The organism is Streptococcus sp. NCTC 11567 (genome assembly GCF_902141215.1).
Classification (GTDB): Bacteria; Bacillota; Bacilli; order Lactobacillales; family Streptococcaceae; genus Streptococcus; species Streptococcus dysgalactiae.
The window spans coordinates 561,571-585,553 of record NZ_LR595857.1 but is presented as its reverse complement, the minus strand read 5'-3'; the positions used below and the strand labels follow the sequence as shown (position 1 = coordinate 585,553).

Sequence of the window (23,983 nt, the reverse complement as noted above, 5' to 3'; positions counted from 1 at the left end):
TTATGCCTCCATAGGAGTAAAGCTACCTACAATTTTTCCCACAATCCGTGGATTTTCATCATAAGGTGCAAACTTATCAGCATAGTCCTTATTGATGGAGACCAAACGTAATCCATCCTCATCTCGATAGACTTTCTTAATGTATGTTTGGCCGTTCCAAACAACTGCATAAATTGCTCCATCGTAGTCAAAGCCTGACTCTCGTATCAAAGCCACATCATGATTATGATAGGTTGGTTCCATTGAATCACCATCTATCCATGAAGCAAAATCATGAGCAAGTTCTTCATTGAAATAGACTGTATCATATTCACCATCATCATAGATTGATGAACCAATACCAGCTGACATCTTCTTGAATACTTTATACTCGTATAATGTTTCTTGAATTAAGTGTGAAACTTTATTTTGAGATGAAACAAGACTACGGACATATGTAATGGCTTTACTCTGATTAGGACTATTCAACTGGTGGTAAAGGTTTAAAATTTCTTCCTCATTGAAGTATCCTGCTGGGACTTTAAACAGATTTTCTAATTTTATCAGATTTTCATTTGTAGGCTGAGAAATTCCTTTTTCCCATTTGGAATAGGCTTGTTTAGAAACCCCGATTCTTTCAGCTATACTTAATTGACTAAAACCATGTTCAGTTCGTTTTAGCTTCAGTTTTTCTGGTTGATACATATTTACCTCTTTTCTAGGAGTAGGATCGTTTTGGCTCTTGATTTTGCTTGTTTGGAATTTAGTAGATCTTCCCGCCACGCATAAGCTATTGTTTGACCAAAGTCATATTCCACCCATGTTTTTATATTTGAAGCTTTTTCTTCGATTTCCTTTCGAAAATTATTTTCTAGCAGTCTAAAATATTTATTACTAGCAACAAAGGAATTGTTTTTTAGATAATTTAAAACAAGTATTAATTCATTTGCTTTAATACTCTTAAATTCTTCAACAATTTGATCTTTAATTAGTTCAAAATAGTTTAGAATCATACTGTTGTCGTTCCTACGATAGGAATTAATCGCATTATTAACTTCTTGATTCGATAATGACAAATGATACCTAAATAAATCCCTCAGTCTATACTCTAAAGCTTCAGCTGAAACGGTTAAATCTTTCAAAAGCATTTGAAAAGAATCTCTCCTAAAATAAATTTTTGACAATAGAACAACATCAGGCATAAGAATAAAAGCAGAAAATAAATTAGCCTCTGTCTCTTGCAGAGAATCACTGGCATTCTTCATTTCTGTAAAAATGGAACCTTAGTGACCTAGAATAAAGTGGCCCAACTCATGACACTTTGTAAAGTTCTGCTTGACTAATGGGTTTTCTTTTTCGTAAGAAAATGAGATCCCATCGACATCTATTAAGGTCAATCCTTCTATATGACGATTTGAAAAGTGATGCTCAAGTAGTTGAATCTTATGCTTCCTTAAACAATCTTCAAAATAATAACTATAATGGTAATTCAATGTAGAAACTCGATAGTCTTTCATGAATTGATATAGTTCTTTTTTGGCAATACGTGTTACCTTTGAATATATTTCTCTCAAATAGTCACCTCCTTAACTTACACAAAAGTCAACTGAATAGTTGACTAAATTATATAAAAAAAGTGGACGATTGTCCACTTTTATTTGTCAAGAAAATAGTCAACCGAGATATATTGTCGAATAAATTCTGAAATCAGTTTACTGTATAACATTTTAGAATAATGTTTTGATTCAAAGATATCTATTGATATTGCGAAATAATAACTGAAAACTTCTTTTCCCGTATCACGTGATGTATTTTTCTTAAGTTCTTCAAGTTTAAATTTAGTAGAAGATCTAATGCCATCAAATATATGTCCTAGTATGAAATCTAATAATTTACACTCTAATCGGCTCTTGTAAAGTTCATTAAGCCTTAGTGTAACTAAATCACTGTTACCTAAATCATCTTGAGATGAAATGTTTATTTTTAATTCCGATATGTTTTTATATTTTGGAATTTTCAAATAGGTACCTACTTCCATTTCAGGAGTAAATGATAATTCTATTTGAAAAGGTTCATTTTTAATGTCGATTGTCCAACTATTAAAACTTATCACCTGATCAAGCTTTGAACGATTACAATCATGACAAACTGGTACTAAATTCCATATAGAAGATTGATACAATGGATATTGAGCTTGAGAATTTACATGATCTAGTTCACACCTTGCGGTTAACTGTTTCTCATTTGTACCCAAATCCATTTTCAATAGATCTAAAGGATTAGCATTGCAATATGGACAAGTAATTAAATTTATGCATTCTGCTAATTCAGTTCTAATATTAGATGGGAATCAACAATTCATTAATGAAACAAACTGAATACGCAAAATTCTTATTCACTAATTAGATCAGTGATTATCACCCTTTCATTAAGTATTCTAACGGCTTATTAAGACGACACGAACTTCCTAAGCAGATGGACTTCAATGATATTTCTCAAAACTATTTATCAGCTATAGCTGATAAAAGAAATATCTTCTTCTACCATTTCTAAACATTCATCTAAATCAAATTCTTCTGTGAATTCTGGATCCATATGGGTTAAGAAGTGCCAATCTTCTGAATCTTTTTTTCTAAATAGGATTGCTTCTCCGTCTTCTGATCCGAAGTAGGCTCTTTCTACTTGGTAGCCTTCCTTTTCTAGATTTTTCTTTACTTCTAAATAATTATTTTCTCTCGCTTCGATATGTTCTCTTAAATCTGAATTCGCTACTGTGTAGGCATCCACTCTAGTTGCACCTTCTACGATTCCTGTTCCTTTTTTAGATAAGTTTGGAATTTCTTTCCAATATACTTCTACATCGCCATCTTCTGTAAACATAAACTTAGTTAGTGGTACTATGTTGCCGTTTATTTCTAGTTCCATGTATTCTGAGATGGAATCTAGCTTTATAGTTTCGTATTCAAATCCGTCTATCTCTTCAAATTTGTATCCTTTAAGTTGAGATACAAATTTTCTTCCTTCTTCTATGGTGTCAAATAGTCCTAGCTCTGTGCTCATTCCATCTTGGCATAATTCTAATATAAACATTTTTTCTCCTTGTATAATGAACACATAGTAAATTAGTGTTCTATTTGTTCTTTTTATCTTTTTACTATATGATAAGCATATATACTTGGAATTTTGAAGAAAAGTTTATTTCTTGTTTATTAATTCCGATCCTACTTTTTTCAATTCTAAAATAAATTAATTCCATACAAAACCCTCAATCACAATCACTTTTTAAAATTTTTTTCCGTTCTTTCATGAATTCCATTAATTCGTTTTTAAATATTAACTTTTCTTCTTTAGTCATCCCTTTAGATGTATTTCTAAACAAAATCTCGACTTCAGATAAATCAACATCATTTTCTTCGCCCACTAACAAACTATCCACTGAAACATTGAAGATATTTGATAGTTTTACAAGATTGTCTTGAGTAGGTTTTTTGACGCCTCTCTCCCAATCACCATACGCTTGCTGAGAGACACCTAGTTTTTTTGCAATTTGACTCTGAGTTAATTTTGCCTGAGTTCTTAATAATTTTAGACGTTCTGTAAATTTCATTTTTTGTCCTTCAAAAGTTTTTTTAAATTATTTTTAAAAAACAGTTGACATTTACAACCTACGGTTGTATAATATAGTCAACAACTAATAGTTGTTATGGTTTTTAAAAATAATAGCCTTATTTTTAAGGTCTAATATAGCTCATTGATAACTTAATAAAAATGTGCGTCTGACAACCAGAGGACTGACCGACAAACACACAATATTCTTAGCACTTTTATTGTATCATATTTGTCATATAAGTCAAGTCCGTCGATGGTTGGAGTTTATAGGCTTTAACCCTTTCCCCAGTAAAGTCTATTACACGCATATCGGACTTTCGCACTTTTCCGAATAGTAAAGTGAACTGGCTTCGCCAAAAGGCGTAAGAGAATCTAACAGGTATGATAATGACTACCTGAAAGATTGGCCGGGAGAGCGATGGTAATTGATGCAATGCACCTTGCTAAACGTTGCCACCGCGAGAATGGAGAGTATCTGTTCTCAACCAAATAACCATTGATGAAGACCTGCCAGGACAAGACTGGAAATCTTCTAGCAAGTCTCATCTCTTAGCACAAAAGCTACTGGTTTTCCCTCTTAAATCGGTAGCTTTTATTTTATTAGAAAGAAAACTATGACTCATTGTGAACAAATCTTAAATCAAATCTATCAAAACTTTATGTTTTCAGTGGGTGTCTATCGTTATGATCAAAACTTACTGGATTTACTCTATAAACAAACAATGACATTATTAGCTGAAAAGCTTCAAAAGTTACGTGAAGCAAACTATCCCTATGGCGAGATTATTCTATACGGAACCCATTACCGTCGCCTTATTACAAGATATTACTACTCTCAAGCTATGGCTTGATTTTTTTATACCCTGAAAGGAACTATTATGATTAAAGAAACACTTAAAATGAACCCTAACTTTATTGGAACAGCTATCTATGAAAAACTAGGAACAGCTCCCCGTACGGTCTTTGGGAAACAAGGACAATTTCAACGTCATGAAGTAGTCAATGAAAAGCATCTTCAGTTTTATGTGATTACTCCCGCTACTGCTGAAGTTTTTGAAGAGGATGCCGAGGTGGAATTGGTTAACCCAATTTTCTATCCAGATGCCATTAATGGTCGGGATATGGCACCTGCTCTAAACGTCTATGCTGACAAACTCATTGTAAAAAAAATAAGAACAGAAAGAAAAGAGGAAAATATATTATGGCAAAAGTTGGATTAAAATTTGATAAAGTAGAAATTACAGATAAGCGTTATTTGGATATCACATCAGCTCTTAACATTCCAGAAGTCTTTGGTAAATTGACTTGGCGAGGAATTAATGAAGTGGAACAAAAATATGAAGATGATACCACTCAACCACGAAACATGGACGGTTCTTATCCTCAAATCCCAACAGGTGAAATTCTTGCTACTAAGGTGGCTATTAAATCAGCTAACCAACATGGTACAGAAGAGTTCTCAATTATTGGCATGCTACCAAGTGAGGTAGAAAGCCTTGGTCTTAAATTTGGTGATGAAGTGGAACTTTCTGGTATTATCGTAACCTACTCAAGTATATCTGGTGGTGTTTACAAGCTCTTTGCCCAAACCATTTCAAAGAAAGGAACTCCTGCTCCAAAACCTGAACAAGCAAAGGCTAAAGACTAATGCTTTGGAAAAAGCGTGGCCGAAGAGTTCGAAAATACCATAAACACATTAAAGGGATTACCTTGCTAATACTTTACATGCCATTTCTCCTTGGAAGTGGCTTTTTTCTTTGGATGGAAAAAGATAATTTGCTCCTAGAGCCTGTATATTACAGTGTGACAACAGGAACTGTTTTAGTCATCGGCTTAGGGCTGGTCTTTATCCTGAATCAACTAGGCTATCGAAATCTGTTGGTATTCTCAAAATGGAATAATCTGAGAATCATGGCAAACTTTCTCTTAGAAAACGGCTATTATACTACAAAGAAAATCAAACGAGATAAACAGGTCAAAGAGAAAATCATTCTCCCTAAAGTTTACCTCAAGCAAAGTAAGTACGGACTGAAAGTCTCATTCATTCTTCAAGGAAATAAATTTCAAGATCGTTTTCTTAATCTCGGAAATACACTTGAAATCCAACACGATGGAGACTTTACTGGTAAGAAATTCACCAAAGGTTTTGTTACTTATGAAATCGCCATAGATCAGTTTGCAGGACGATTAAATCTAGAAGAGGTTACAGTTACAAAACAAGGCCTACGATTGATGAAAGACGTTTACTGGGACTTTGTGAAACAGCCTCACTTACTTATTGGGGGTGGTACTGGTGGTGGAAAAACTGTTCTTCTCATGATTTTACTTTATGGTCTAGCACCTATTTCTGATATTGATATCTGTGATCCTAAGCAGTCCGATCTTTCCTCGTTTGCTGAAGTCCCGATTTTTCAAGGACACGTCTTTATCACGAAAGAGGAGATTGTCAATTGCCTAAAAGACAACGTAGAAGAAATGGAAGAACGCTACCGCATCATGAAAAGCCATCCTGATTTTGTAGCAGGTATGAACTTCTCAAAGTTTGGACTACGGCCTAAATTCGTCTTCTTTGATGAGTGGGCTGCTCTCATGGCAAAACTTGATGGCAATTACCAACTCCAACAACAGGTTAATCAATACCTCACGCAATTGATTCTAGAGGCTAGACAAGCTGGTATCTTTGTCATTATGGCCATGCAACGGCCTGATGGAGAATATATCAAAACAAGTCTGCGAGATCAGTTTATGAAGCGCCTCTCAGTAGGACACTTAGAAGATACTGGCTATACCATGATGTACGGAGATGCAAATAGAAACAAAGAGTTCAAATACATTGATGAAATTGATGGAAAAAAAGTTGTCGGACGGGGGTATATTGCCAATGCTGGTGAGATTGCCCGTGAGTTTTTTTCTCCCAATGTCCCTTTTGACAAAGGATTCTCTTTCAAGGATGCATTTCTCAAGTTGACATCTCACCAAGATTCCGTGATTATCTCTACAGATAACGAAACCGTAGAATCATTTGTAGATTTTGAACCTGAACAGTTCACTATTTCTGAAATGAAAACTAAACTCGATAAAACCTACGATCAGGTGAAAAAACTGGTTAATCTCATAGAGAAAGGAGGCTATTCTACTTTCACTAAAGAAGATGGAAAAATGCTATTTGATAAAGATGACCTCTATACACTAGGGGTTATTTTTAATTCTATTGATGACACCAGCATGACCTACAAAGAGGCAGTTGAGGCCTATTATCAGTCTCAAAAAGAAACAACGGTTGAGGTGAGTTAACGCCCCACCCCTGTGAGCGAGCCGAAGGCGAAGCGAACAGAGCAGGGTGGGTAAGGCGAGAACTCACTTCAATCGTGTTCACAACCCCCAGATTATAATATGGGGGTAGAGATTTGAAAAAATCACGTAGTGAAACCTCCATAAGCCTTGTGGGTCAAGGGATTAGATAATTAAACAACTGTACACTTTTTTGCCAAAAACTGTACACCTACTCTCAAAAATAGAAAGGAGTGACTATTATTGATGGCAAACAACTAAGAAAATTTAGAGCTAGTCTTGGACTAAAACAAAAGGAATTTGCGGAAGTTGCTGGACTAAGCTTATCAAGTCTAAAGTCCTATGAAACAGGAAGACGAGAATTTACTCTCGAAAAATTCAAGGAAATCAAGACAAATATGGGATACTCCTTCTCAGACAGCCCTCATCCTCTGCGTCTTATGATTGACTATCTGCGAATCACTTTTAAAAATGTTCGCCAACTAAAAGAATTTGTTGAATCCTATCTTTATGTAAGTTTTAATGAATTTACATCACAAGAAACAACGATGATGACATACAACCACCTCTACAAGCGTGGCGATATTTGGATATTTGACTATTTTGATAAAGAAGAACGGAGCAATTACCAAATCACATTACAACTCTCAGGTCAAGGGTGCAGGCAGATGGAACTGATTCTTGAAAGAGAAGGGATCTCTTGGAGGGATCTCTTGGAGGGATTTCTTGGAAAAAATGCTTTATGAACGTTCTGACATGAAAGTTACTCGGATAGACTTAGCTTTAGATGAACTCTACCGTGGCTATGATCAAGAAGAAACACACTTTCATCTCTCGGATATGATTAACAAAGTTTACCAACACCTTGTTACATTTGACCGCCTTAGAACTTGGAGTCATATCGGTGGTGGAAATCTAAACAGTTATTCTGAGAATGAGGATAGACAAGGAATATCGCTTTACTTTGGATCACGTAAATCCAATATGTTTTTTAACTTTTATGAGAAACGATATGAATTCGCTCAAAAGGAAGGAATAAGTGTTGAAGAGGCTCTAGAAATATTTGGCGTCTGGAATCGATATGAAATTCGTCTGTCCCAAGCAAAAGCTCAAAAGTTAGTTGAGCACTACGTGCTAGGTCAAGATTTAGGAAACTTAGCCCGTGGATTGATTAATCAAGAAATGGAGGTATTTGAAGGTGTTGGGAAATACGGTGCCTACGTCCCTGATCCTAAATGGCAAGATATGTTTGGCTCTGCTGATCCACTAAAATTATCTGTCCAACCAGAACCTTATTCGATTGATCGAACGGTTCGCTGGTTGCTCTACCAAGTTTCAAATTCGCTATCTTTTGTGGAAGAGGCAGATAAAATCATGAACACCCAATACCTAGAAATGATTCAAAATACCGGAAAACTAACAGATCGGATGGAGACCGAACTAAAGTATTTAAAAGAAAGTTATGTTCCTAATCATGATGAATTTGTGAAAGGAGGTAAAGAGTGGCAAGTAACTTAAAAATCTGTATTCAAAATATACAAACTAATCTATATAAATGGTTTGAATTCCCAGAATCAGAACAAACCATTCGGAAAAGTTTAGGTATATCAGATCACGATGAGTACCTGATCGTGGATTGGGATGATTTCAACAGCATCATCAACGAATATACCTCTATTCGGTCTCTTAATCGTTTTTCTGAGAAATTACAAGAAATCCCTGATAATTACAGCTCTCTGATAAATGATTGGGTTATTCACTATAATTCTATCGATAACTTTATTGAAGAGTTTGATATCAATAATTGGACGGTTGCTGAAGTTAGTAGGGATGAAGATTTTGGAGCCTATCTTATTGAAGAATTGAGCGCCATTAAAATCCCTGATAATATCCAACCGTATTTTGATTATGAAGTTTATGGTCGTGATGCACGCCTTGAACTAAACTGTGTCATCTCAGATCAATACTATGCTTGGCAATAGAAAGGAAACTTATGGAAATATATACTGCTCGTTCTCGCTATCGTCAAGAAGGCGTTACCTGGGTTTGGTACCGTAACGATGAAGAAGAAATTCATACGGATCTCCAACTCAGCGAAGTTTTTAGACTAATACGACGAGAACTAGACAAATTTGTGGACGAAGGAATTCTCACAAAAGAACAAGCCTTTGATCTCTCAAATGATTGGCTCGCTTATGACGAGTTTGTGGAAGGACTGATGTATGGATGATTGGAACCATTCGAATCCTACAAAACGGACAGTCTAAAGAGCTAGCTCAGGTAGATCTTATTCGCTTTAATGAGGAGGCTATCAGACAACGCTTGGTAGAAAAAGGCTATTCTTATGATAGTCAATTAGTTATCACTGAAATTGTTGATTGGGGAGTAACTACAACTTTAACTTTTCAGGAAATTGAATTACTAAAGCTCTGTCTCGAAGGGTTATACGATAATGACGAATACATCATTGTTTACCTCTTAAAGCGTCACTGGAAAGTGAAAGACATCGTGACGGTTTATTACCGCTTTGCAAGTCAAAATGAGGTAGAAGCCCTGTGCGAACTCTTAAAAGACTATGACAATAACGAGGTTATTCACCTCTTCTATCAAAACAACAATTGGGTCAATTATATACAGAAGTATCTCTCTTCTGGTGAATTGCTCAATACACCCAAAGGGTTCTACAAGCGAATCTTACCAAACTAACAGGAGGTCATGATGACACAAGGAAAACTAGAAAAAGATATTTTATCAGCGATAGCTGAATTTTCAACACTACTAACCAGTTATAAATTTGATGAAGCTTGGACTGTTGCTGGACGGCTTAACGGTCTATTGAAGTCTGAAGAAGTTATCCAACTCCCAGCAGATCAACTGGATAGTATCCGAACCGAACTAAAAGGTTATTATGCCACAAATAATGAGATTAATAGCTTACATAAAGGTTTGGTTGCTAAGGGACATAAACTCTTAGAACTTTCTAAACAGTAAGGAGGTCTAATGGAAATAGAAATGCTGAGACAAGATACAGGTGAGTTTAGAGCTCGCCTGTCTTATTTTGTCAAAGAGTTCTTAACAGAAAATGCCACCCAAATAGACAAAATGGTCAAAGGTGAAGTCTTCCAAAAAAGAAAGGAAATCACCATTGAACAGGAAGCTCAATACTATGATATGACCTTTATCTTCCGAAAAGGTGGTTTGATTAAGAAATCAACTCTAGAAGTCATTGTTAATGGTGCAATGACAGCTAAGATATTAATTTAAGAAAGGAGTTCAATGAAAAACATAAATCCAACTTTCCTAAAACGACGAAAACCAAAACAAAAAATTGAAATGAAACAGGTTGATCAAAAATGGATGAATCGATTATTTCTAGGAGGCTTAATGGCCATTATACTGCTTGCAACACTTTCTATTATTGTAAGCCTAACTCGCTCTAACAAGCCCCGAACAATCATTCAGGAAGTTTCAAAAGATACGACAACAACTGACTACCACCTTCAATACTACCTTAACGATTATGTTAAAACGTACTTCAATGTGTCTGAGGACAATGCAACTCAGCTAGATGAAATTGAAAAGCTCAATAGCTTCTATGATAGTATTCCTGAAACAAGAAACCAAGGACATACCAAATCACCTTCATCCCTTGTCAGTGCTCGTCTATTAAGTATTAAAGATAATACCGCTACCTATCAAGTAACATACTCTGTAGGAACGGGAGATGATGCTAAAAAAATTACAACTGGTTTTGCGATTCCTTTTGGGGTCAAAGAAAATCAATACTATATTTCTGGCTTGCCCTGGTTTATCCCTCTCACCGAACAACAAGCCACAGGTTTTGCTACTCAAGAAAAATTGAAATTAATTGATGATACAGAAACAGATAGTGAGAAAAAAGAGGATTTAGATAGCTTTCTAAACCTCTTCTTCACTAACTATACAACTAATCAAGAAAATCTAGACTTGTTAGCTAAAGACATCTCAGCACTAGAAAACACAACGTACAAAAGTCTAGACTATTCCTACTACAAAAGCGATGGCAAAAAAGTAATGGCCTTTGCACAAGTCACTTTTGAAATTGCTGGGAACACCCACAGTGAAAACTTCACTTTATCGCTTCAGCCAAAAGATGATTCCTACTTTGTTCAATCTTTAAAACACACTATTCCTAAAAACTATACAAAAATCAACACTACTAAAGGAGATACTAAATGACATTACAAAATCTTTTTCAATGGTTCGTAACTAACATCGGAATCTGGATTGTTGCAGGTTTCGCAGGTTGGAAATTTATCGAGGCTGTTCGTGATCAACGTATTGGACGGGCCATCATGGCAATTGGTATTGGAGGAGCTACTGTATACTTTCTCAATAACCCAACAACCGTCCTTAATAGCGTTTCAGACATCATGGCTCAGATCTTTGGATAGGAGGTAATATGAGTGACCAATTAAAGGATAAACAGCTCTATTCCTATAAACAAGCTCTCAGTCAACCCTACTGGATTCAAAAAATAAACGATGATTTCTCACTGCAATCACCAATAAAATTTTCTCGCATTGTCTATACTGTAACTATTTTTAGTCTCCTATTTTTCCCATCAGAAAAGGTACTACCCTTTCTTCCGATGGGACTGAGACTAACAGTATCAGCTCTCATTGCCTGGGGATTATCTGAGACACTAGCTAATCTTATTATTGATGGAAAAACCTTTATCGTTTATCTTTGGGACTATTTGAAATACTACTTCCAGTATGGCATGAGATACGATACTGTCTACCTCAATAAAGGATTGCTTTATAAGCGTCCCCAAAATATAACAAAACGAAAGGAGACCAATGAATTATCAAAATAATATCTGGGATATTAAAGACAATCTCATTCTTCGAAAGGATGGTTCTGTATTTGCTATTTATCAGATACCTTCTAAAGTGATTAATTCTGTAGATGGTAAAACCAAAGAAAAACATAAAGATTTAATCTACACAGCCCTTAGCCATTTAAGAAGTTATCATGATTTTGAGATTCGGATGATTCCAATGGATTTAGACCTTTACAGTCGTTATCAAAAACTAGCACTTGATATTGATTGGGAATCACAAGTTGGAGATTTAGCCGATTATGTCTTAAACAAAACGATTGACCATCTGGAAACAGATATTGGCCAACTTTATGAATATCAATATTTTCTTTTGGTGCCTTTAAAATCTTTGACTGTTTCAATGGATCTCAAATCAGTGGTTTACGAAGGTTATCGTTCTTCCAGAAACCTAGTACTAAATACTCTCGGCATTGGCGAGACCATACCAAGTAATTGGAAAGAATCTTATCAAGGTCAAAAAGAAATCCTTGAGAACAATCTATCCCTTCTAAATGCTCGCCCACTCTCCACTAACGAAAACATCTTCATCCAACGTCACCAATATTTAAGAGGTCAGCTTTATCAGAAAGATACTGAAATAATGCGTGTTACTAACTCTATGGAAAATCTTGATGAGACCAATATTGAGTTTGAACACATCAACATCCTCAAGTTAAACAACTTAGGAGACAGTTCTTATGTTGCTTTCTTACCAATCAATAGTCTACCTGAGAACATGTCCTACTTGCACCTTCAAGAAGAATTACAAGCACTCCGCTTTCCTGTTGAGTCGGATTTTAAAATCCAATTCTCTTTACCCAAAGGTGTCTTCTCATTGTTAGGAAAGGCAAAACGAGCAAGACAACGACTAAAAAACACTATCTCAGAAGCAGAGGAAGTTGAGGACGTTCAAAAAGGATCTGTCATTAAGAGTAAATTCCTCTTAGAAGACCTACAAGGAAAATTCGATAAAAACGAACCATTAGTAACTTATCTCCATACTCTAACTATCACGGCTTCTACTTTAGATGAGTTGAGAGCCAAATACGACCTTCTCTATGCGACGTTAAACCAACTTTCTGTTGAAGTTGTTCGTGCAAATGCAGACCAAGTCTATCTGTTTTATAAGAACCGGATGACTGAAACCTTATCCAGTGAAGATAGAAACTTCCTCCAGGCGATGTCCTTGGAAGCTTTTTGCGAAAATCTTTTCTTTATGACAAAGAAGGTAGGTACAGATATTGGATTTTCTATTGGGCGTATTGACAACCAAATCGATTCCTGGCAAGGAGATTACAAGAAAGCTATTGAAGCCTCTTCAATACCTGTTTTTACGAACCTTCTTCAAGCCAATAAATTAGGAGTCAAAGATAAGTCTACAAACAATCCACATGTTGCCATTATCGGTGAAACAGGTACAGGTAAGTCCTTCTTAACCAAGTTACTGTTCACTTACCATTCATTTCTAAAAACAAAAATCCTCTACATTGATCCCAAAGCAGAAATGCGGAAACAATATGAAAAAGTTCTAAAAGAACATGAGGAATCAGGCGATTTTGAAGAACTTCAGAATTACATCAAATCGATTAACTTTATTACTTTGGATGCTCGCTATGAAAAGAACCACGGTGTCTTGGATCCAATTGTCTTTCTAAAAGGCCAAGAGGCCCGTGACCTAGCAGACTCTATGATTGATACCCTACTAGGCAAAGACAATAGCTTACGGATTCGCAACGCTTATTTAAAGAGTTTGGATAAATACCTTGCCAAACGGGAACGTGGCGAAAAGGTTGGTATGATTCATGTCTTTAAGGACTTAATGAAACATGATGACAAATCTGTCCAAGAGGCTGGGGATTTCCTCTTAACAGCTGTCAATCAATCTATTTTAGCACTTGGATTTTCAGATGGTCAAAATGAAGCTATTTCAGTGGATTCAAAAATTACAATCTTAGAAATCAATGGACTTAACCTACCCAATGACAAATCTAATATTGATCTAACGCCTGATGAGAAGAAAAGCCTAACAATTATGTATGCCTTGGGCTATTACTGCACTAAATTTGGAAAGCAAGATCGAACAGTCGAAACGATTGAGTTTTTCGATGAAGCTTGGTTTTTCAATTCGACTACAGTTGGGAAACAAATTCTAAAACGCATGAAACGTGTTGGTCGATCTGAAAACAACTTCCTTGTGTTTATTACTCAATCCGTCCATGACTTATCCAGTGAAGAAGATGGCACTGGTTTTGGATCTGTCTTTGCTTTCTTGGAAGATACCGAAATTGATGCAGTGTTAGAGTATCTAAAGATACCGAAAAACACTACAACATCTGAATGGCTAGGCAATATGACCATGGCTCAATGTATTTATCTAGATACCTTTGGTCGAAAAGAACGAATTACGGTTGATGGCATGTTCCCTGAAATTACCCAACTCTTTGATACTGTCGAAACAAAGTTGAAGGCTGTATAAAATGGCACTTGATTCTATGTTATCAATATGCTATGATTATGTTATACATAAGAGTAACAAGGAGAGCGCTATGAATACACTAGCAAGAGATCGCCAATATAATTTCCGTGTCAATGCGGATATGCTAAATCAGGCTAAGGAAATTTTGGAGGAAAAACATATGTCTCTACCTGATGCTCTTAATTTATTTGTAGAGCAAGTGGTTGTCACTAAAGACCTCCCTATCAAAACACCTGAGCAAGTTCAAGCTGAATCTTTCTTAAATGAATTAATTTCAGAACTTGATGAAGGCTATCAAGATGTTCTAAAAGGAAATACAAAACCAGCTAATGAGGTTTTTGCAAAATATGGCCTATAATGTACAAATTACCAAAAGTGCCGAGAGAGATCTAGACAGTATCTATCAGTTCTATCTAGATGAATTTTCTGAACAAAGTGCTTTGAAAGTTATCAAAAGCCTTCAAGATGCTATCAGCTTTCTTTATGTTTCACCACTTGGCTACACCGACTTCGATTCTAAAATCAATCGAAAAATTTATCCACAAGGTAATCTAAGAATGATTCCTTCAAAGCAATACCTTATTTTTTATCTTATCCGTGAAGAAAGGGTAGATGTTTTAAGAATTATTCATTCTAGAACAGATTATCTCAATAATTTAGAAAATCTCTTTAAAAATCTAAACCTTTAATCTCAAATCTAGCACCTAATCTAAGGTGCTTTTTTATTATCACTAGAAAGGAGTACAATGAATCCAAAAAGAATAAAACCTATTATTTTTCTATCGACTATCTTAACCACGCTTGTCACTGGAATCAGTGTATTTGCATCTGAAATTGATTACCAGTATGTCAAAGAGAATCTCTCACAAATCACCAGTAAAGTCTGGTTCAAAGATTCTTGGTTCGGTTTAGACACGACAATGCTATACCTTATTAACAAACTGGTCCAATCAGTCTTTTGGCTAGCTAAATTCTTCTTCACCATCTTTTCGTCTATCTATGAAAAATTGGTTGACTCTCCTGAACTCTTTGCATCTTTCGTATCAGATATCATCACAGCAACGGCTTCTATTTTTTCAAGTTTACAAGGAGCGATGTTACCGTTTATTGGTGCAAGTATGGCACTTTATCTAGCCTATGTTTATTTTGTTAAACACGGTTCTTTCTTTAAAACGTTGATTCGACTCTTGTTAGTCTTCTCTTGTGGTATACTCTTCTTCTCAAAATATAGTGATGGATCTTATGTTGTTTCTCGCTTTTACACGAATACAGCTTCTATCACGACGAACTTATCATCTACAGTTACTAAAAGTTTAAATGGGACAGCCATAGATGCACCTAATACAGATGGTGCACTAACTGAATACGCAAAGTCTGCTATTTGGGTACCATATACCTACATGAATTCAGATACTTCAGGAACTGACGGAAAGTTTAAATTGTCCGAAGAGCAACTTAAAAGCTTAGTCGCATATAACGATGGCGATGATGATTTTAAAGTCAGTGATGGATCTGAAGAAACTAAAATTTCTGAGATTGCAGGCAGTGAAAAAGAACCTAAGAATAACATGTTAAAATCCAATTGGGGTGCTATGTTCTCATACGCCTTTGTAGCGGTTTTAGAAGCTTTATTAATGGGACTTATCTTAGTTTTCTTTGCGATTATGCAATTTATTCTGAATATCGCTATTCTGATACTATTAGTCTTTACACCATTTACCTTAATCTTTTCAATGATTCCAACCTTTGAAAACATTCTCTTCAATATCATTAAAAAGCTTGGAGGAACAATCGTCCTAAGTGGATTAATGACATTTATTGCAACCATTGCTCTTTATTTCAATAGTGTCCTTACAGCTATCACAACAGCTATTGGCTTTGACAATATGATTGTTGGTTATGTTTTAAAAGCTATTGTCTTGGTTATCCTTTGGAAAAAGCGAAATTACTTCCTCTCTATTTTAACAGCAGATCGTATTCGACATATCTCAAATCGTTTCACTCAGCGTGTTGATCAAGCTGGACGAAAGATACAAGAGAATACCTTAGGAAGAGTCCAGAAGAACTCACAAGCCAAATTAGCAGTTGCAGGTAGCGTTCTAGCTGGTTCTACCACACTTGCTAAACAAGCAATCAAAACGAAATCAAGACAAGTTGCTGGTACTGCGTATCAATCCTCTTCTAAAGCCATTTCAGACTCTCTGGCACATTCTAAAGCTAGACGTGCTGAATCCTTAGGGGAAAGCTATGCGGTTACCTTTAAAGAAGAAAAAGCGAAACAAGCTCACAGATCTGAACAAGTTTCAAGTGCAGTCCTAAATGTCAAAAAAGGCCTTAAAAATGCAGAGCATGGTATCTACTATGCCAAGTCCATTTCAACAGGCGATAATCGTGATAAAGTGAAAGCAAGTGAAGCTAAAAACCGTTCAGATGAGTTAGGTCAAGCGATTCAAATTAAACGAGAGAGAGTCTCTCAATTGAGACAATCTGCTTATAATCAGAAGTCTAAAGAAAGGCTTCAAGCACAGCGTCTAAACAGACAGAATAGACCTCAGAGCCAATTTAAAACCTATCTTGAAAAAGAGTCCGCCATCAAGGAACAACTCGCTCAGATAAAACCTAGAAGCTTTAGAACGCAGGAGGTTTAATTATGAAGTGGTTTGTTAAACGTTTTGGCTGTCTTACACTATTACTAGCACCAATTTTAATGGTGCTTTTTCTTTTTATAGGTGCTGGTTCAACTTCTAACAGTGGGTCAGCTACCACCCTGGATGGAGTTCAGTATGTAGACCATTGGTCAAATGGTGATGCCTATACTCACAACATCTTAATGCATCGATATGGTATTACTGCCGAACAACTTGATGGATTTCTAGATTCAACTGGAATTGCCTATGACAAAACCCGTATCAACGGTAAAAAACTTTTAGAGTGGTCGAATAAATCAGGTCTAGATGTTCGGGCTATAGTTGCTATCGCTCAGATGGAAAGTTCATTTGGGACTGCTGGTGTAGCAACTAAACCTGGAGCAAATATGTTTGGATATGGAGCCTTTGACTCAAACCCTGACAATGCTTCAAACTATAATGACGAAACAGCGGTTGTCGCATTAACAAGAGTATCCATTATTAATAATCGTAATGAAACCTTTAAAATTCAAGATGAGAAAGCACAAAAAAATGCTAAAGGCACTTTGAACGTCGCTAAAGACGGAGGGGTTTATTTTACGGATACCTCTGGTTCTGGAAAAAGACGTGCTGAGGTGATGGAAAAATTAGATAAATGGATAGATGAACATGGTGGAACTCCAGAACCACCTAAAACCTCTGGTTCAAGAACTGGAGGTGGAGTAACTTCTGGTGATATCCCTGCTGGTTATAGTCTTACTAAAGCGATTGATAGTTCATCCTATATCACGAGTTCATACCCTTGGGGGCAATGCACTTGGTTTGTTTGGAATCGAGGACGAGAACTCGGAATTACTTTTGATCCATACATGGGAAACGGTGGGGATTGGAAATACAAACCAGGTTATCAGACCACTAGAACACCAACCGAGCATTCAGCAATCTGCTTTTCACCTGGTGAAGGCGGTTCTCATCCGTATTATGGACACATCGCCTTTGTGGAGCAAGTCAAGCCTGACGGTTCAATATTAATCTCTGAATCAAATGCTCAAGGTCTGGGGGTTATCTCGTATCGAGTATTTGATGCACAAACAGCTAAACAATTCACTTATGTGATTGGGAAATAAATAAAAGGAGGAAATCCAAATGAAAAAAGAAATACCATTTTGGGAAAAATCTAACCTAACAATCGACGAAGCTGCTTCATACTTCAGCATTGGCATGAACAAACTTAGAGAATTAAGTGACGATGAAGATTGTGACTTTGTTCTATGGTGTGGCAGCAAGCGACTAATAAAAAGAGTAAAACTAGAAAAATATTTAGATAAGCAATATTCTATATAAGGAGACAAAATTGGCAAACAAAAAAAGAAAAGATAATAAAAACAGGGTCTTAAAGGACGGTGAATACCAGCGACCAAATGGAACTTATGAATATCGATGGCGAGATAAATGCAGAAGGAATCACACGATTTATGCAAAGTCCCTTGCTGAATTAAGAGAAAAGAAAAACTTGATATTAAAGGATACTCTATCAGGTATTAAAATATCAAAAAATATTACAGTGAGGGATTTGTATAAGAAATGGAAAGTTCTAAAGCAAGGATTGAAAGATAACACATTCAAAAATTATCAGTATCTCTATGAATACTTTGTGGATGATAATTTAGGTAATGTTCTAATTAAAAATCTTAAAAAAAGTGATATCCGTTCATTTTACAATTACTTAGCAGAAGAGCGTAATGTAAAAGTAAATACTATTGATAACATTCATACAGTTCTTCACCAGGTTTTAGATTTAGCAGTGGATGATGACTATATATTGAAAAATCCTTCTGATAATGCATTGAAAGAACTGAAACAATCTAGAACAAATGGTAAAAAAAGTCGTAAAGCACTAACATTGGCAGAACAAAATCTTTTTGAAGATTTCTTGAGAACAAATAACAAATACAAAGGATGGTATCCTATTTTCATCACTATGCTTTGGACAGGACTACGTGTTGGGGAAGTTACAGGCTTAAGATGGGATGATATAGATTTTAATAATAATACTATTAGTGTCAATCATACATTAGTTTATTATCAAACCAGAACCGAACGAGGTTGTGATTTTACTGTTAATACACCTAAAACGAAGGCTGGTGAAAGAACAGTGCCACTTTTACCAAAAGTAAAAGAAGCACTTAAGATGGAAAAACAACGTCAAACTGAACTTGAAATATCATGTAGAGTGGTGATAAATGGATTCACTAATTTTATTTTTCTAAATAGATTTGGGGATCTATACCATCAAGGAACATTGAATAAAGCATTAAAAAGAATAATTCGTGATTGCAATTTCTCAGTACTTGATGGTAAAATTAATAGTGAAGTAACATTACCAAATTTTAGCAACCATTCTTTACGTCACACTTTTACCACTAGGATGGTTGAAGCAGGTACTAATTTAAAAGCTATGCAAGACATATTAGGACATTCTGATATATCAACTACAATGAATATATACGCAGAGGCTTCCAAAGATTTAAAAGAAATTGAAATGGAAAATTTCGGAAATAAAATAGAAAATAACCTTCAAAAAATACGCAAAGCTTAACAAAAACTTACCAATTTTTTAACAAATTTTTAATAAGTTATAAGCATCATCTTCCAATTCCAAAAAACTAAAAACCTTGATTTAATAAGGTTTATAGCTTTATGATTTTTTATAAAATTAGAGGTTTCTTTTCCCAACCATGAAACCTTAATATAAAAAACTTATGACAATAAAAAGGTAGTCCTACTTCAAGTGGATTACCTTTTTTATATTGCTTCTTGTCTTATTTATTCAACTTTCTTGGTCTTATGTTGTAAGAGAGCTTTCCCAAGAACAAAAGAGACTAGAGTAGAAAGAAAAATCGTTACAAAGATGGCAAGTATTTGCGGCAATAGAAGCTGAGGTCTCAATAGCACAAACCCTAAGCTTCCTAAAAAACCTCCTATACCATTCATGGCAAATGAATCCACAACATCATCAACAGGCAATTGATGACTAAGATAATCCGTCAGAAGACAAGTCAAACCACTTGCTACAAAGGTCAAAAGACTAATCTCTCCTGTGTTAAGATACCCTACGCCTGCCGTACTGGTCACTAGGCCAACAATCATGCCATTGAGCAAAGCAACGGTTGATTCTTCCTTATGCCTTAAAAAGGTTACTAGACTCCAAGAAAAGCCACCACAAACAATGGCTAAAAGGGTATTAAGCAAAACTTGACCCGCCAGAGCATTCAATTGTCCAACAGGTCCAACATTAAAGCCAAACCAACCAAAGGTCACCAAAATCATACCCAGATATAACCATTCTTGGCGAATCTTTTCATGCTGGTGAGGAGTTTTCCCAGCAAAATGAGCCAAAATATAAGTTGACAGTCCAGCCGATAAATGAACCACCATACTTCCCGAAAAATCTCTAGCACCTAAGTTGGCTAATAGACCCTCTGTATTCCACATCAAGTAGGCTAAAGGGGTATAGACTAAACTAATCCATACTCCAACTAACAAGAGGAGATGACTGGTTTTGACCCGATCAATGATGGCACCAATAAGCATAACCACTGCATACAAGCAAAAACATAATTGGAATAACAAGTCCAAGGCTCTTTCTAAAGAAACTGATTTTACTGTCATTAAGGTTTGCATTTTCCTTTCAAAAGCAAAAAAATAAGCGCCTAAAATCCAAATAAGAGTTGCCATCAGAATGGCTAAGGTAAAACGATAAATCACTTGCGGAGTAAGCTGTTTATCTAAGCTTCCAAAATAAAAGCAGGCAACTCCAAAGATCATCACCCACATCACTAAAATGCATATTAATAGAAACATGATTTTCCTTTCTTTACAAAGTTTCTAAGTTTTGTTAAACTGTAAAATAGTTAACTAGTTAAGTATTTTAGCGCATGCTTATTCACTTGTCAAGGAGAATCATATGAAACATTATCAGATTATTATCATTGGGGCAGGAGCTGCCGGCATTGGATTCGGTGCCGCTTTAAAAAGATACGACATTAACGATTTTTTGATTCTTGAGCAGGGAACTGTTGGAGATAGCTTTTTGAAATGGCCAAGAACTACACAATTTATTACGCCTTCCTTTACTACAAATGGTTTTGGTTTTCCAGATATTAATGCTGTTGTTCCTAATACATCACCCGCTTTTAGCTTCAATAAGGAGCACCTATCTGGACCTGAATATGCTCATTACTTGTCCTTAGTTGCTAAAAATGACAACTTACCGATTCAAACGAATACTCAGGTACTAACGATCCAACGCCATCCTAAAGGCTACCAAGTAAAAACTAGCCAAGGCGATTTTAGCTGCCGTTACCTCATTATGGCAACTGGAGAATTTCAACTGCCAAATAATCAAGGAATCAAGGGGGCCGAGTTAGGGATGCACTATGGTCAAGTTGACTCCTTTAATGTCAAATCTGAAGATCCTTTTATTATTATTGGGGGAAATGAGAGTGCCTGTGATGCCCTCACTCATTTAGCCTATCTTGGTAATGAGGTTCATTTATTTACCGATAGTTTTGGAAAAAGAAAAACAGCTGCCGATCCTAGTATTTCCTTATCACCGATTACCCAAGAGAGACTCAAACATATTCAAGACAACCCCAACTATCACATTCACATCACAGAAGGAAAACATGCCCAAGAAATCCATCAAACCGAAAAAGGTTATCAAGTCATTTTTCAAGATGGCAGTACTGCTTATAGTCATCACAAACCTATCTTAGCCACTGGCTTTTTAAACACCTGCCACCTTATTGGCGGAGAAGCCATTTTTGACTACAATCAAGATGGCATTCCCCTAGTAACAGAGAATGACGAATCCACCCTAAACCCAAACTGTTTCTTGATTGGTCCTAGTTTGAGACAAAAAAATACCATTTTCTGCTATATTTATAAATTCCGTCAACGCTTCTCGCCACTTATCACTGAAATTGCTAGCCGAGAAGGTTGGCAGCTTGACCCTGATATTCTGGAATTTTACAGAGCTAACCAAATGCACCTTGATCGCCTAGACTGCTGCGAAGTCACTTGTGATTGTTAATGGCTTTTATGCTATAATAGAGGGTATCCTAAAGAAAGTAATGAAAACGTGATGACAAAAGAATATATCTCTTATATTAGTGCTGCTATTTTTGTCCTTTATGGTCTTCTAGCTGCGAAGTGGATTTTTATAGGCTTAGGTCTAATCTTAGTTTTTGTAGGCCTTGCTGACCGTCTTCAATCTAAAAAATAACCCTTCTCCGTGTCAACTGCACCCGATTACCAGCCTTAAAATGGCCAAGATGTCAAGGTGCAGTTGACTAGAAGGGTTATTTTTTACAACCATAGAGAGGTTTTACTTACGAAAAGCATCTAAGATGGTTTTAAATTCTTCATTGGTAAGAGTAATGCCTTTCCCCATTTTCGTATGGTCTGGACTCCACGTGCGGATGTCCCATTTGGCTTCTGCGCCATTAAAGCTGACGCGGTTCAATTCTTTCGTCCAACCTTTATCATTTTCTGACAAGGTGAGTAAGTGTTCTTCAATTTTAAACGTAAATTCTGCCATTATTTTTTCCTCCTTACTTATACTATTCGAAAATAAATTGACAAAAGTAATCTTTTTTTCAACTTTTTAGTTATGATGACCTTATTTTATCAAGTTTTTTGAAAATAAGCTATCGTGGTATCTAATTTTCAAAAAACAGGCTCTTTTATCCCAAACGCAGCTTTTACGCCACTAGGGAAAAAGGGCCTTTCATATTTATTTCAATTAAGCTCTGACCGTTTTACTTGTACCGTCTTTTTGATAGAGGTTAACCAGACCTTCCTTGCAAGCCCTAATCATATCCCCTGGCTTAACTTCTCTCGGTAAAGAGATGGTTAAGAGTTCCATTGGATTTGGGGCACGGTCAATCTTTTGGCCATCCGCATCATGTAGATCCTTAACAACCGTTTCAAAATGACGGAAACCTGGTCCATAACATTCAATCCGATCGCCTTCCATGATGACATTACGCTGACGAATGGTCGCTGTCATGCTAGCTGAGTCAAAGGCAACTACTTCTCCGACAAATTTGTATTGTGGAATTTTACGGCGAGCGCCAAACAACTGTTCATTCTCGCTTGGAGTGCCATAATAAAAACCTGTTGCCAATTCACGCTGAGCCACCTTCCATAGTTCGTCAATCAATTCATCTTTAATCGCATAGAAGGCCTCCGGACTTTCCATATAAGCATCTACAGCCGCCTTGTAACAGTTGGTTACGGTTGAGACGTAATGAATGGATTTCATCCGTCCTTCGATTTTTAGGCTATCAACCCCATTTTCAATCAGGTCAGGAATATGCTCAATCATACACATGTCAACAGAAGACATGGAGTAGTCTTCAGGAACTTCTCCTTTTAGAGAACGACGTTCAACCCCAAATGGCATATCATAGAGATCATATTTCCAGCGACAAGACTGTGAACAACCACCTCGGTTAGCATCACGGTGACTCATGTGGTTGGATAAGACGCAGCGGCCTGAATAAGAGATACACATGGCTCCATGGACAAAGGCTTCAATTTCCACATCTGTCCGCTTACGGATTTCTGCTAATTCAGCCATATTGACCTCACGGGCTAATACAACACGCGTCAACCCCATCGCTTTCCAAAATTCAAAGGTTTCGTAATTGGTAGATGAGGCTTGAGTTGATAAATGAATTTCCAAACCTGGAGCTTCTGTTGAGCAAATGACAATCAAGGCTGGGTCTGAAACGATGACCGCATCAAGTCCCATATCACGCAGTTGGCGGAACCAGTCACCCGCACCAATTTCGTTTCCCTCGTGGGTAACCATGTTGGCAGCAACATAGACCTTAGCTCCACGCGCATGTGCATAATCAATGCCTTCTTGCAATTCTTCCATAGAGAAGTTACCAGCGCGGCTTCTTAGGCCATAGGCCTGTCCTCCGACAAAAACAGCATCTGCGCCATAGTCAATCGCAACTTTTAATTTTTCAAGTGTTCCAGCAGGTGATAAGACCTCGGGACGTTTTTTCATATGTGACATGTGATATTCTTTCTATTTTCAAGATAGGTAGATTACCTGTGTAA

At 36.4% G+C, this 23,983-nt stretch carries 29 protein-coding genes and 1 pseudogene; 22 read left to right on the top strand and 8 right to left on the bottom strand.

Annotated elements, in window-relative coordinates:
• From FQT67_RS03155 to FQT67_RS03135, 5 genes are all read right to left on the bottom strand, one after another.
• Window positions 1–684: an XRE family transcriptional regulator gene (locus FQT67_RS03155; protein WP_046177516.1), complete on the bottom strand. Its 684-nt coding sequence runs from the start codon at window positions 682–684 to the stop codon at window positions 1–3.
• A 2-nt stretch (window positions 685–686) separates the two neighbouring features.
• Complete coding sequence (locus FQT67_RS03150) at window positions 687–1,244, bottom strand: hypothetical protein (RefSeq protein WP_232619976.1); 558 nt, start codon at window positions 1,242–1,244, stop codon at window positions 687–689.
• Between the two features lie 389 nt (window positions 1,245–1,633).
• On the bottom strand, window positions 1,634–2,239 hold the full coding sequence (locus tag FQT67_RS03145; protein ID WP_115256792.1) for a hypothetical protein: 606 nt from the start codon (window positions 2,237–2,239) through the stop codon (window positions 1,634–1,636).
• A gap of 248 nt (window positions 2,240–2,487) precedes the next feature.
• Window positions 2,488–3,069, bottom strand: coding sequence for a hypothetical protein (locus FQT67_RS03140; protein WP_065355268.1), 582 nt, complete (start codon window positions 3,067–3,069; stop codon window positions 2,488–2,490).
• A gap of 175 nt (window positions 3,070–3,244) precedes the next feature.
• Entirely contained in the window at window positions 3,245–3,586 is a 342-nt protein-coding gene (locus tag FQT67_RS03135; RefSeq protein ID WP_014612128.1) for a helix-turn-helix transcriptional regulator, read from the bottom strand.
• A gap of 616 nt (window positions 3,587–4,202) precedes the next feature.
• Here FQT67_RS03135 and FQT67_RS03130 point away from each other — a divergent pair.
• The 20 genes and pseudogenes from FQT67_RS03130 to FQT67_RS03035 all read left to right on the top strand — a co-directional run bounded on the left by FQT67_RS03130 (window position 4,203) and on the right by FQT67_RS03035 (window position 19,445).
• Window positions 4,203–4,439 carry a hypothetical protein gene (locus tag FQT67_RS03130; protein WP_003058096.1) on the top strand — a complete coding sequence of 79 codons (237 nt, stop codon included), beginning with the start codon at window positions 4,203–4,205 and terminating at the stop codon, window positions 4,437–4,439.
• Between the two features lie 27 nt (window positions 4,440–4,466).
• The gene (locus tag FQT67_RS03125) at window positions 4,467–4,808 is read left to right on the top strand and encodes a hypothetical protein (protein WP_046177351.1); all 342 of its coding nucleotides are present in this window, start codon (window positions 4,467–4,469) and stop codon (window positions 4,806–4,808) included.
• Window positions 4,790–5,236 (top strand): hypothetical protein, encoded by a 447-nt coding sequence (locus tag FQT67_RS03120; protein ID WP_046177352.1) that lies wholly within the window; start codon window positions 4,790–4,792, stop codon window positions 5,234–5,236. Before FQT67_RS03125 ends, FQT67_RS03120 begins: the two co-directional genes overlap by 19 nt.
• Entirely contained in the window at window positions 5,236–6,882 is a 1,647-nt protein-coding gene (locus FQT67_RS03115; RefSeq protein ID WP_046177353.1) for an FtsK/SpoIIIE domain-containing protein, read from the top strand. Before FQT67_RS03120 ends, FQT67_RS03115 begins: the two co-directional genes overlap by 1 nt.
• A gap of 239 nt (window positions 6,883–7,121) precedes the next feature.
• A pseudogene (locus FQT67_RS03110) lies at window positions 7,122–8,397 on the top strand (replication initiation factor domain-containing protein).
• On the top strand, window positions 8,382–8,861 hold the full coding sequence (locus FQT67_RS03105; RefSeq protein WP_046177354.1) for an antirestriction protein ArdA: 480 nt from the start codon (window positions 8,382–8,384) through the stop codon (window positions 8,859–8,861). Before FQT67_RS03110 ends, FQT67_RS03105 begins: the two are co-directional and overlap by 16 nt.
• Window positions 8,862–8,872: 11 nt before the next feature.
• Entirely contained in the window at window positions 8,873–9,109 is a 237-nt protein-coding gene (locus FQT67_RS03100; protein ID WP_003058102.1) for a hypothetical protein, read from the top strand.
• Complete coding sequence (locus tag FQT67_RS03095) at window positions 9,106–9,585, top strand: hypothetical protein (protein WP_014612123.1); 480 nt, start codon at window positions 9,106–9,108, stop codon at window positions 9,583–9,585. The genes FQT67_RS03100 and FQT67_RS03095 overlap by 4 nt, the downstream gene beginning before the upstream one ends.
• 12 nt (window positions 9,586–9,597) lie before the next feature.
• Window positions 9,598–9,870: a hypothetical protein gene (locus tag FQT67_RS03090; protein ID WP_046177355.1), complete on the top strand. Its 273-nt coding sequence runs from the start codon at window positions 9,598–9,600 to the stop codon at window positions 9,868–9,870.
• A 9-nt stretch (window positions 9,871–9,879) separates the two neighbouring features.
• The gene (locus FQT67_RS03085; RefSeq protein ID WP_003058063.1) at window positions 9,880–10,143 is read left to right on the top strand and encodes a hypothetical protein; all 264 of its coding nucleotides are present in this window, start codon (window positions 9,880–9,882) and stop codon (window positions 10,141–10,143) included.
• Between the two features lie 12 nt (window positions 10,144–10,155).
• On the top strand, window positions 10,156–11,097 hold the full coding sequence (locus FQT67_RS03080) for a conjugal transfer protein (RefSeq protein WP_003058075.1): 942 nt from the start codon (window positions 10,156–10,158) through the stop codon (window positions 11,095–11,097).
• Window positions 11,094–11,312 (top strand): TcpD family membrane protein, encoded by a 219-nt coding sequence (locus FQT67_RS03075; RefSeq protein WP_003058071.1) that lies wholly within the window; start codon window positions 11,094–11,096, stop codon window positions 11,310–11,312. The genes FQT67_RS03080 and FQT67_RS03075 overlap by 4 nt, the downstream gene beginning before the upstream one ends.
• A gap of 8 nt (window positions 11,313–11,320) precedes the next feature.
• The gene (locus FQT67_RS03070) at window positions 11,321–11,737 is read left to right on the top strand and encodes a conjugal transfer protein (RefSeq protein WP_003058056.1); all 417 of its coding nucleotides are present in this window, start codon (window positions 11,321–11,323) and stop codon (window positions 11,735–11,737) included.
• On the top strand, window positions 11,721–14,219 hold the full coding sequence (locus FQT67_RS03065) for an ATP-binding protein (protein ID WP_003058044.1): 2,499 nt from the start codon (window positions 11,721–11,723) through the stop codon (window positions 14,217–14,219). Before FQT67_RS03070 ends, FQT67_RS03065 begins: the two co-directional genes overlap by 17 nt.
• 70 nt (window positions 14,220–14,289) lie before the next feature.
• The gene (locus tag FQT67_RS03060) at window positions 14,290–14,577 is read left to right on the top strand and encodes a type II toxin-antitoxin system RelB/DinJ family antitoxin (RefSeq protein WP_003058067.1); all 288 of its coding nucleotides are present in this window, start codon (window positions 14,290–14,292) and stop codon (window positions 14,575–14,577) included.
• Window positions 14,567–14,908 (top strand): type II toxin-antitoxin system RelE/ParE family toxin, encoded by a 342-nt coding sequence (locus FQT67_RS03055; RefSeq protein ID WP_003058081.1) that lies wholly within the window; start codon window positions 14,567–14,569, stop codon window positions 14,906–14,908. The genes FQT67_RS03060 and FQT67_RS03055 overlap by 11 nt, the downstream gene beginning before the upstream one ends.
• Before the next feature lie 57 nt (window positions 14,909–14,965).
• Window positions 14,966–16,867 carry a hypothetical protein gene (locus FQT67_RS03050; protein WP_003058051.1) on the top strand — a complete coding sequence of 634 codons (1,902 nt, stop codon included), beginning with the start codon at window positions 14,966–14,968 and terminating at the stop codon, window positions 16,865–16,867.
• A gap of 2 nt (window positions 16,868–16,869) precedes the next feature.
• Window positions 16,870–17,973, top strand: a complete 1,104-nt coding sequence (locus FQT67_RS03045; RefSeq protein ID WP_046177356.1) for a CHAP domain-containing protein — start codon at window positions 16,870–16,872, stop codon at window positions 17,971–17,973.
• Between the two features lie 19 nt (window positions 17,974–17,992).
• Window positions 17,993–18,190 carry an excisionase gene (locus tag FQT67_RS03040; protein WP_003058094.1) on the top strand — a complete coding sequence of 66 codons (198 nt, stop codon included), beginning with the start codon at window positions 17,993–17,995 and terminating at the stop codon, window positions 18,188–18,190.
• A gap of 10 nt (window positions 18,191–18,200) precedes the next feature.
• Window positions 18,201–19,445 (top strand): tyrosine-type recombinase/integrase, encoded by a 1,245-nt coding sequence (locus FQT67_RS03035; protein ID WP_014612120.1) that lies wholly within the window; start codon window positions 18,201–18,203, stop codon window positions 19,443–19,445.
• Between the two features lie 227 nt (window positions 19,446–19,672).
• Here the strand turns inward: FQT67_RS03035 and FQT67_RS03030 are convergent, their stop codons facing one another.
• Window positions 19,673–20,710 (bottom strand): ammonium transporter, encoded by a 1,038-nt coding sequence (locus FQT67_RS03030; protein WP_046177357.1) that lies wholly within the window; start codon window positions 20,708–20,710, stop codon window positions 19,673–19,675.
• 103 nt (window positions 20,711–20,813) lie between these two features.
• Here FQT67_RS03030 and FQT67_RS03025 point away from each other — a divergent pair, with 103 nt between their 5' ends.
• Window positions 20,814–21,941: an NAD(P)/FAD-dependent oxidoreductase gene (locus FQT67_RS03025; protein WP_003055214.1), complete on the top strand. Its 1,128-nt coding sequence runs from the start codon at window positions 20,814–20,816 to the stop codon at window positions 21,939–21,941.
• Window positions 21,942–21,992: 51 nt separating this feature from the next.
• On the top strand, window positions 21,993–22,133 hold the full coding sequence (locus tag FQT67_RS10745; RefSeq protein ID WP_003049996.1) for a hypothetical protein: 141 nt from the start codon (window positions 21,993–21,995) through the stop codon (window positions 22,131–22,133).
• Window positions 22,134–22,235: 102 nt separating this feature from the next.
• Here FQT67_RS10745 and FQT67_RS03020 read toward each other — a convergent pair whose 3' ends face one another.
• Window positions 22,236–22,448: a YdbC family protein gene (locus tag FQT67_RS03020; protein ID WP_003049995.1), complete on the bottom strand. Its 213-nt coding sequence runs from the start codon at window positions 22,446–22,448 to the stop codon at window positions 22,236–22,238.
• A 204-nt stretch (window positions 22,449–22,652) separates the two neighbouring features.
• Window positions 22,653–23,939, bottom strand: coding sequence for a U32 family peptidase (locus FQT67_RS03015; RefSeq protein WP_046177358.1), 1,287 nt, complete (start codon window positions 23,937–23,939; stop codon window positions 22,653–22,655).
• Between the last annotated feature and the right edge of the window lie 44 nt (window positions 23,940–23,983).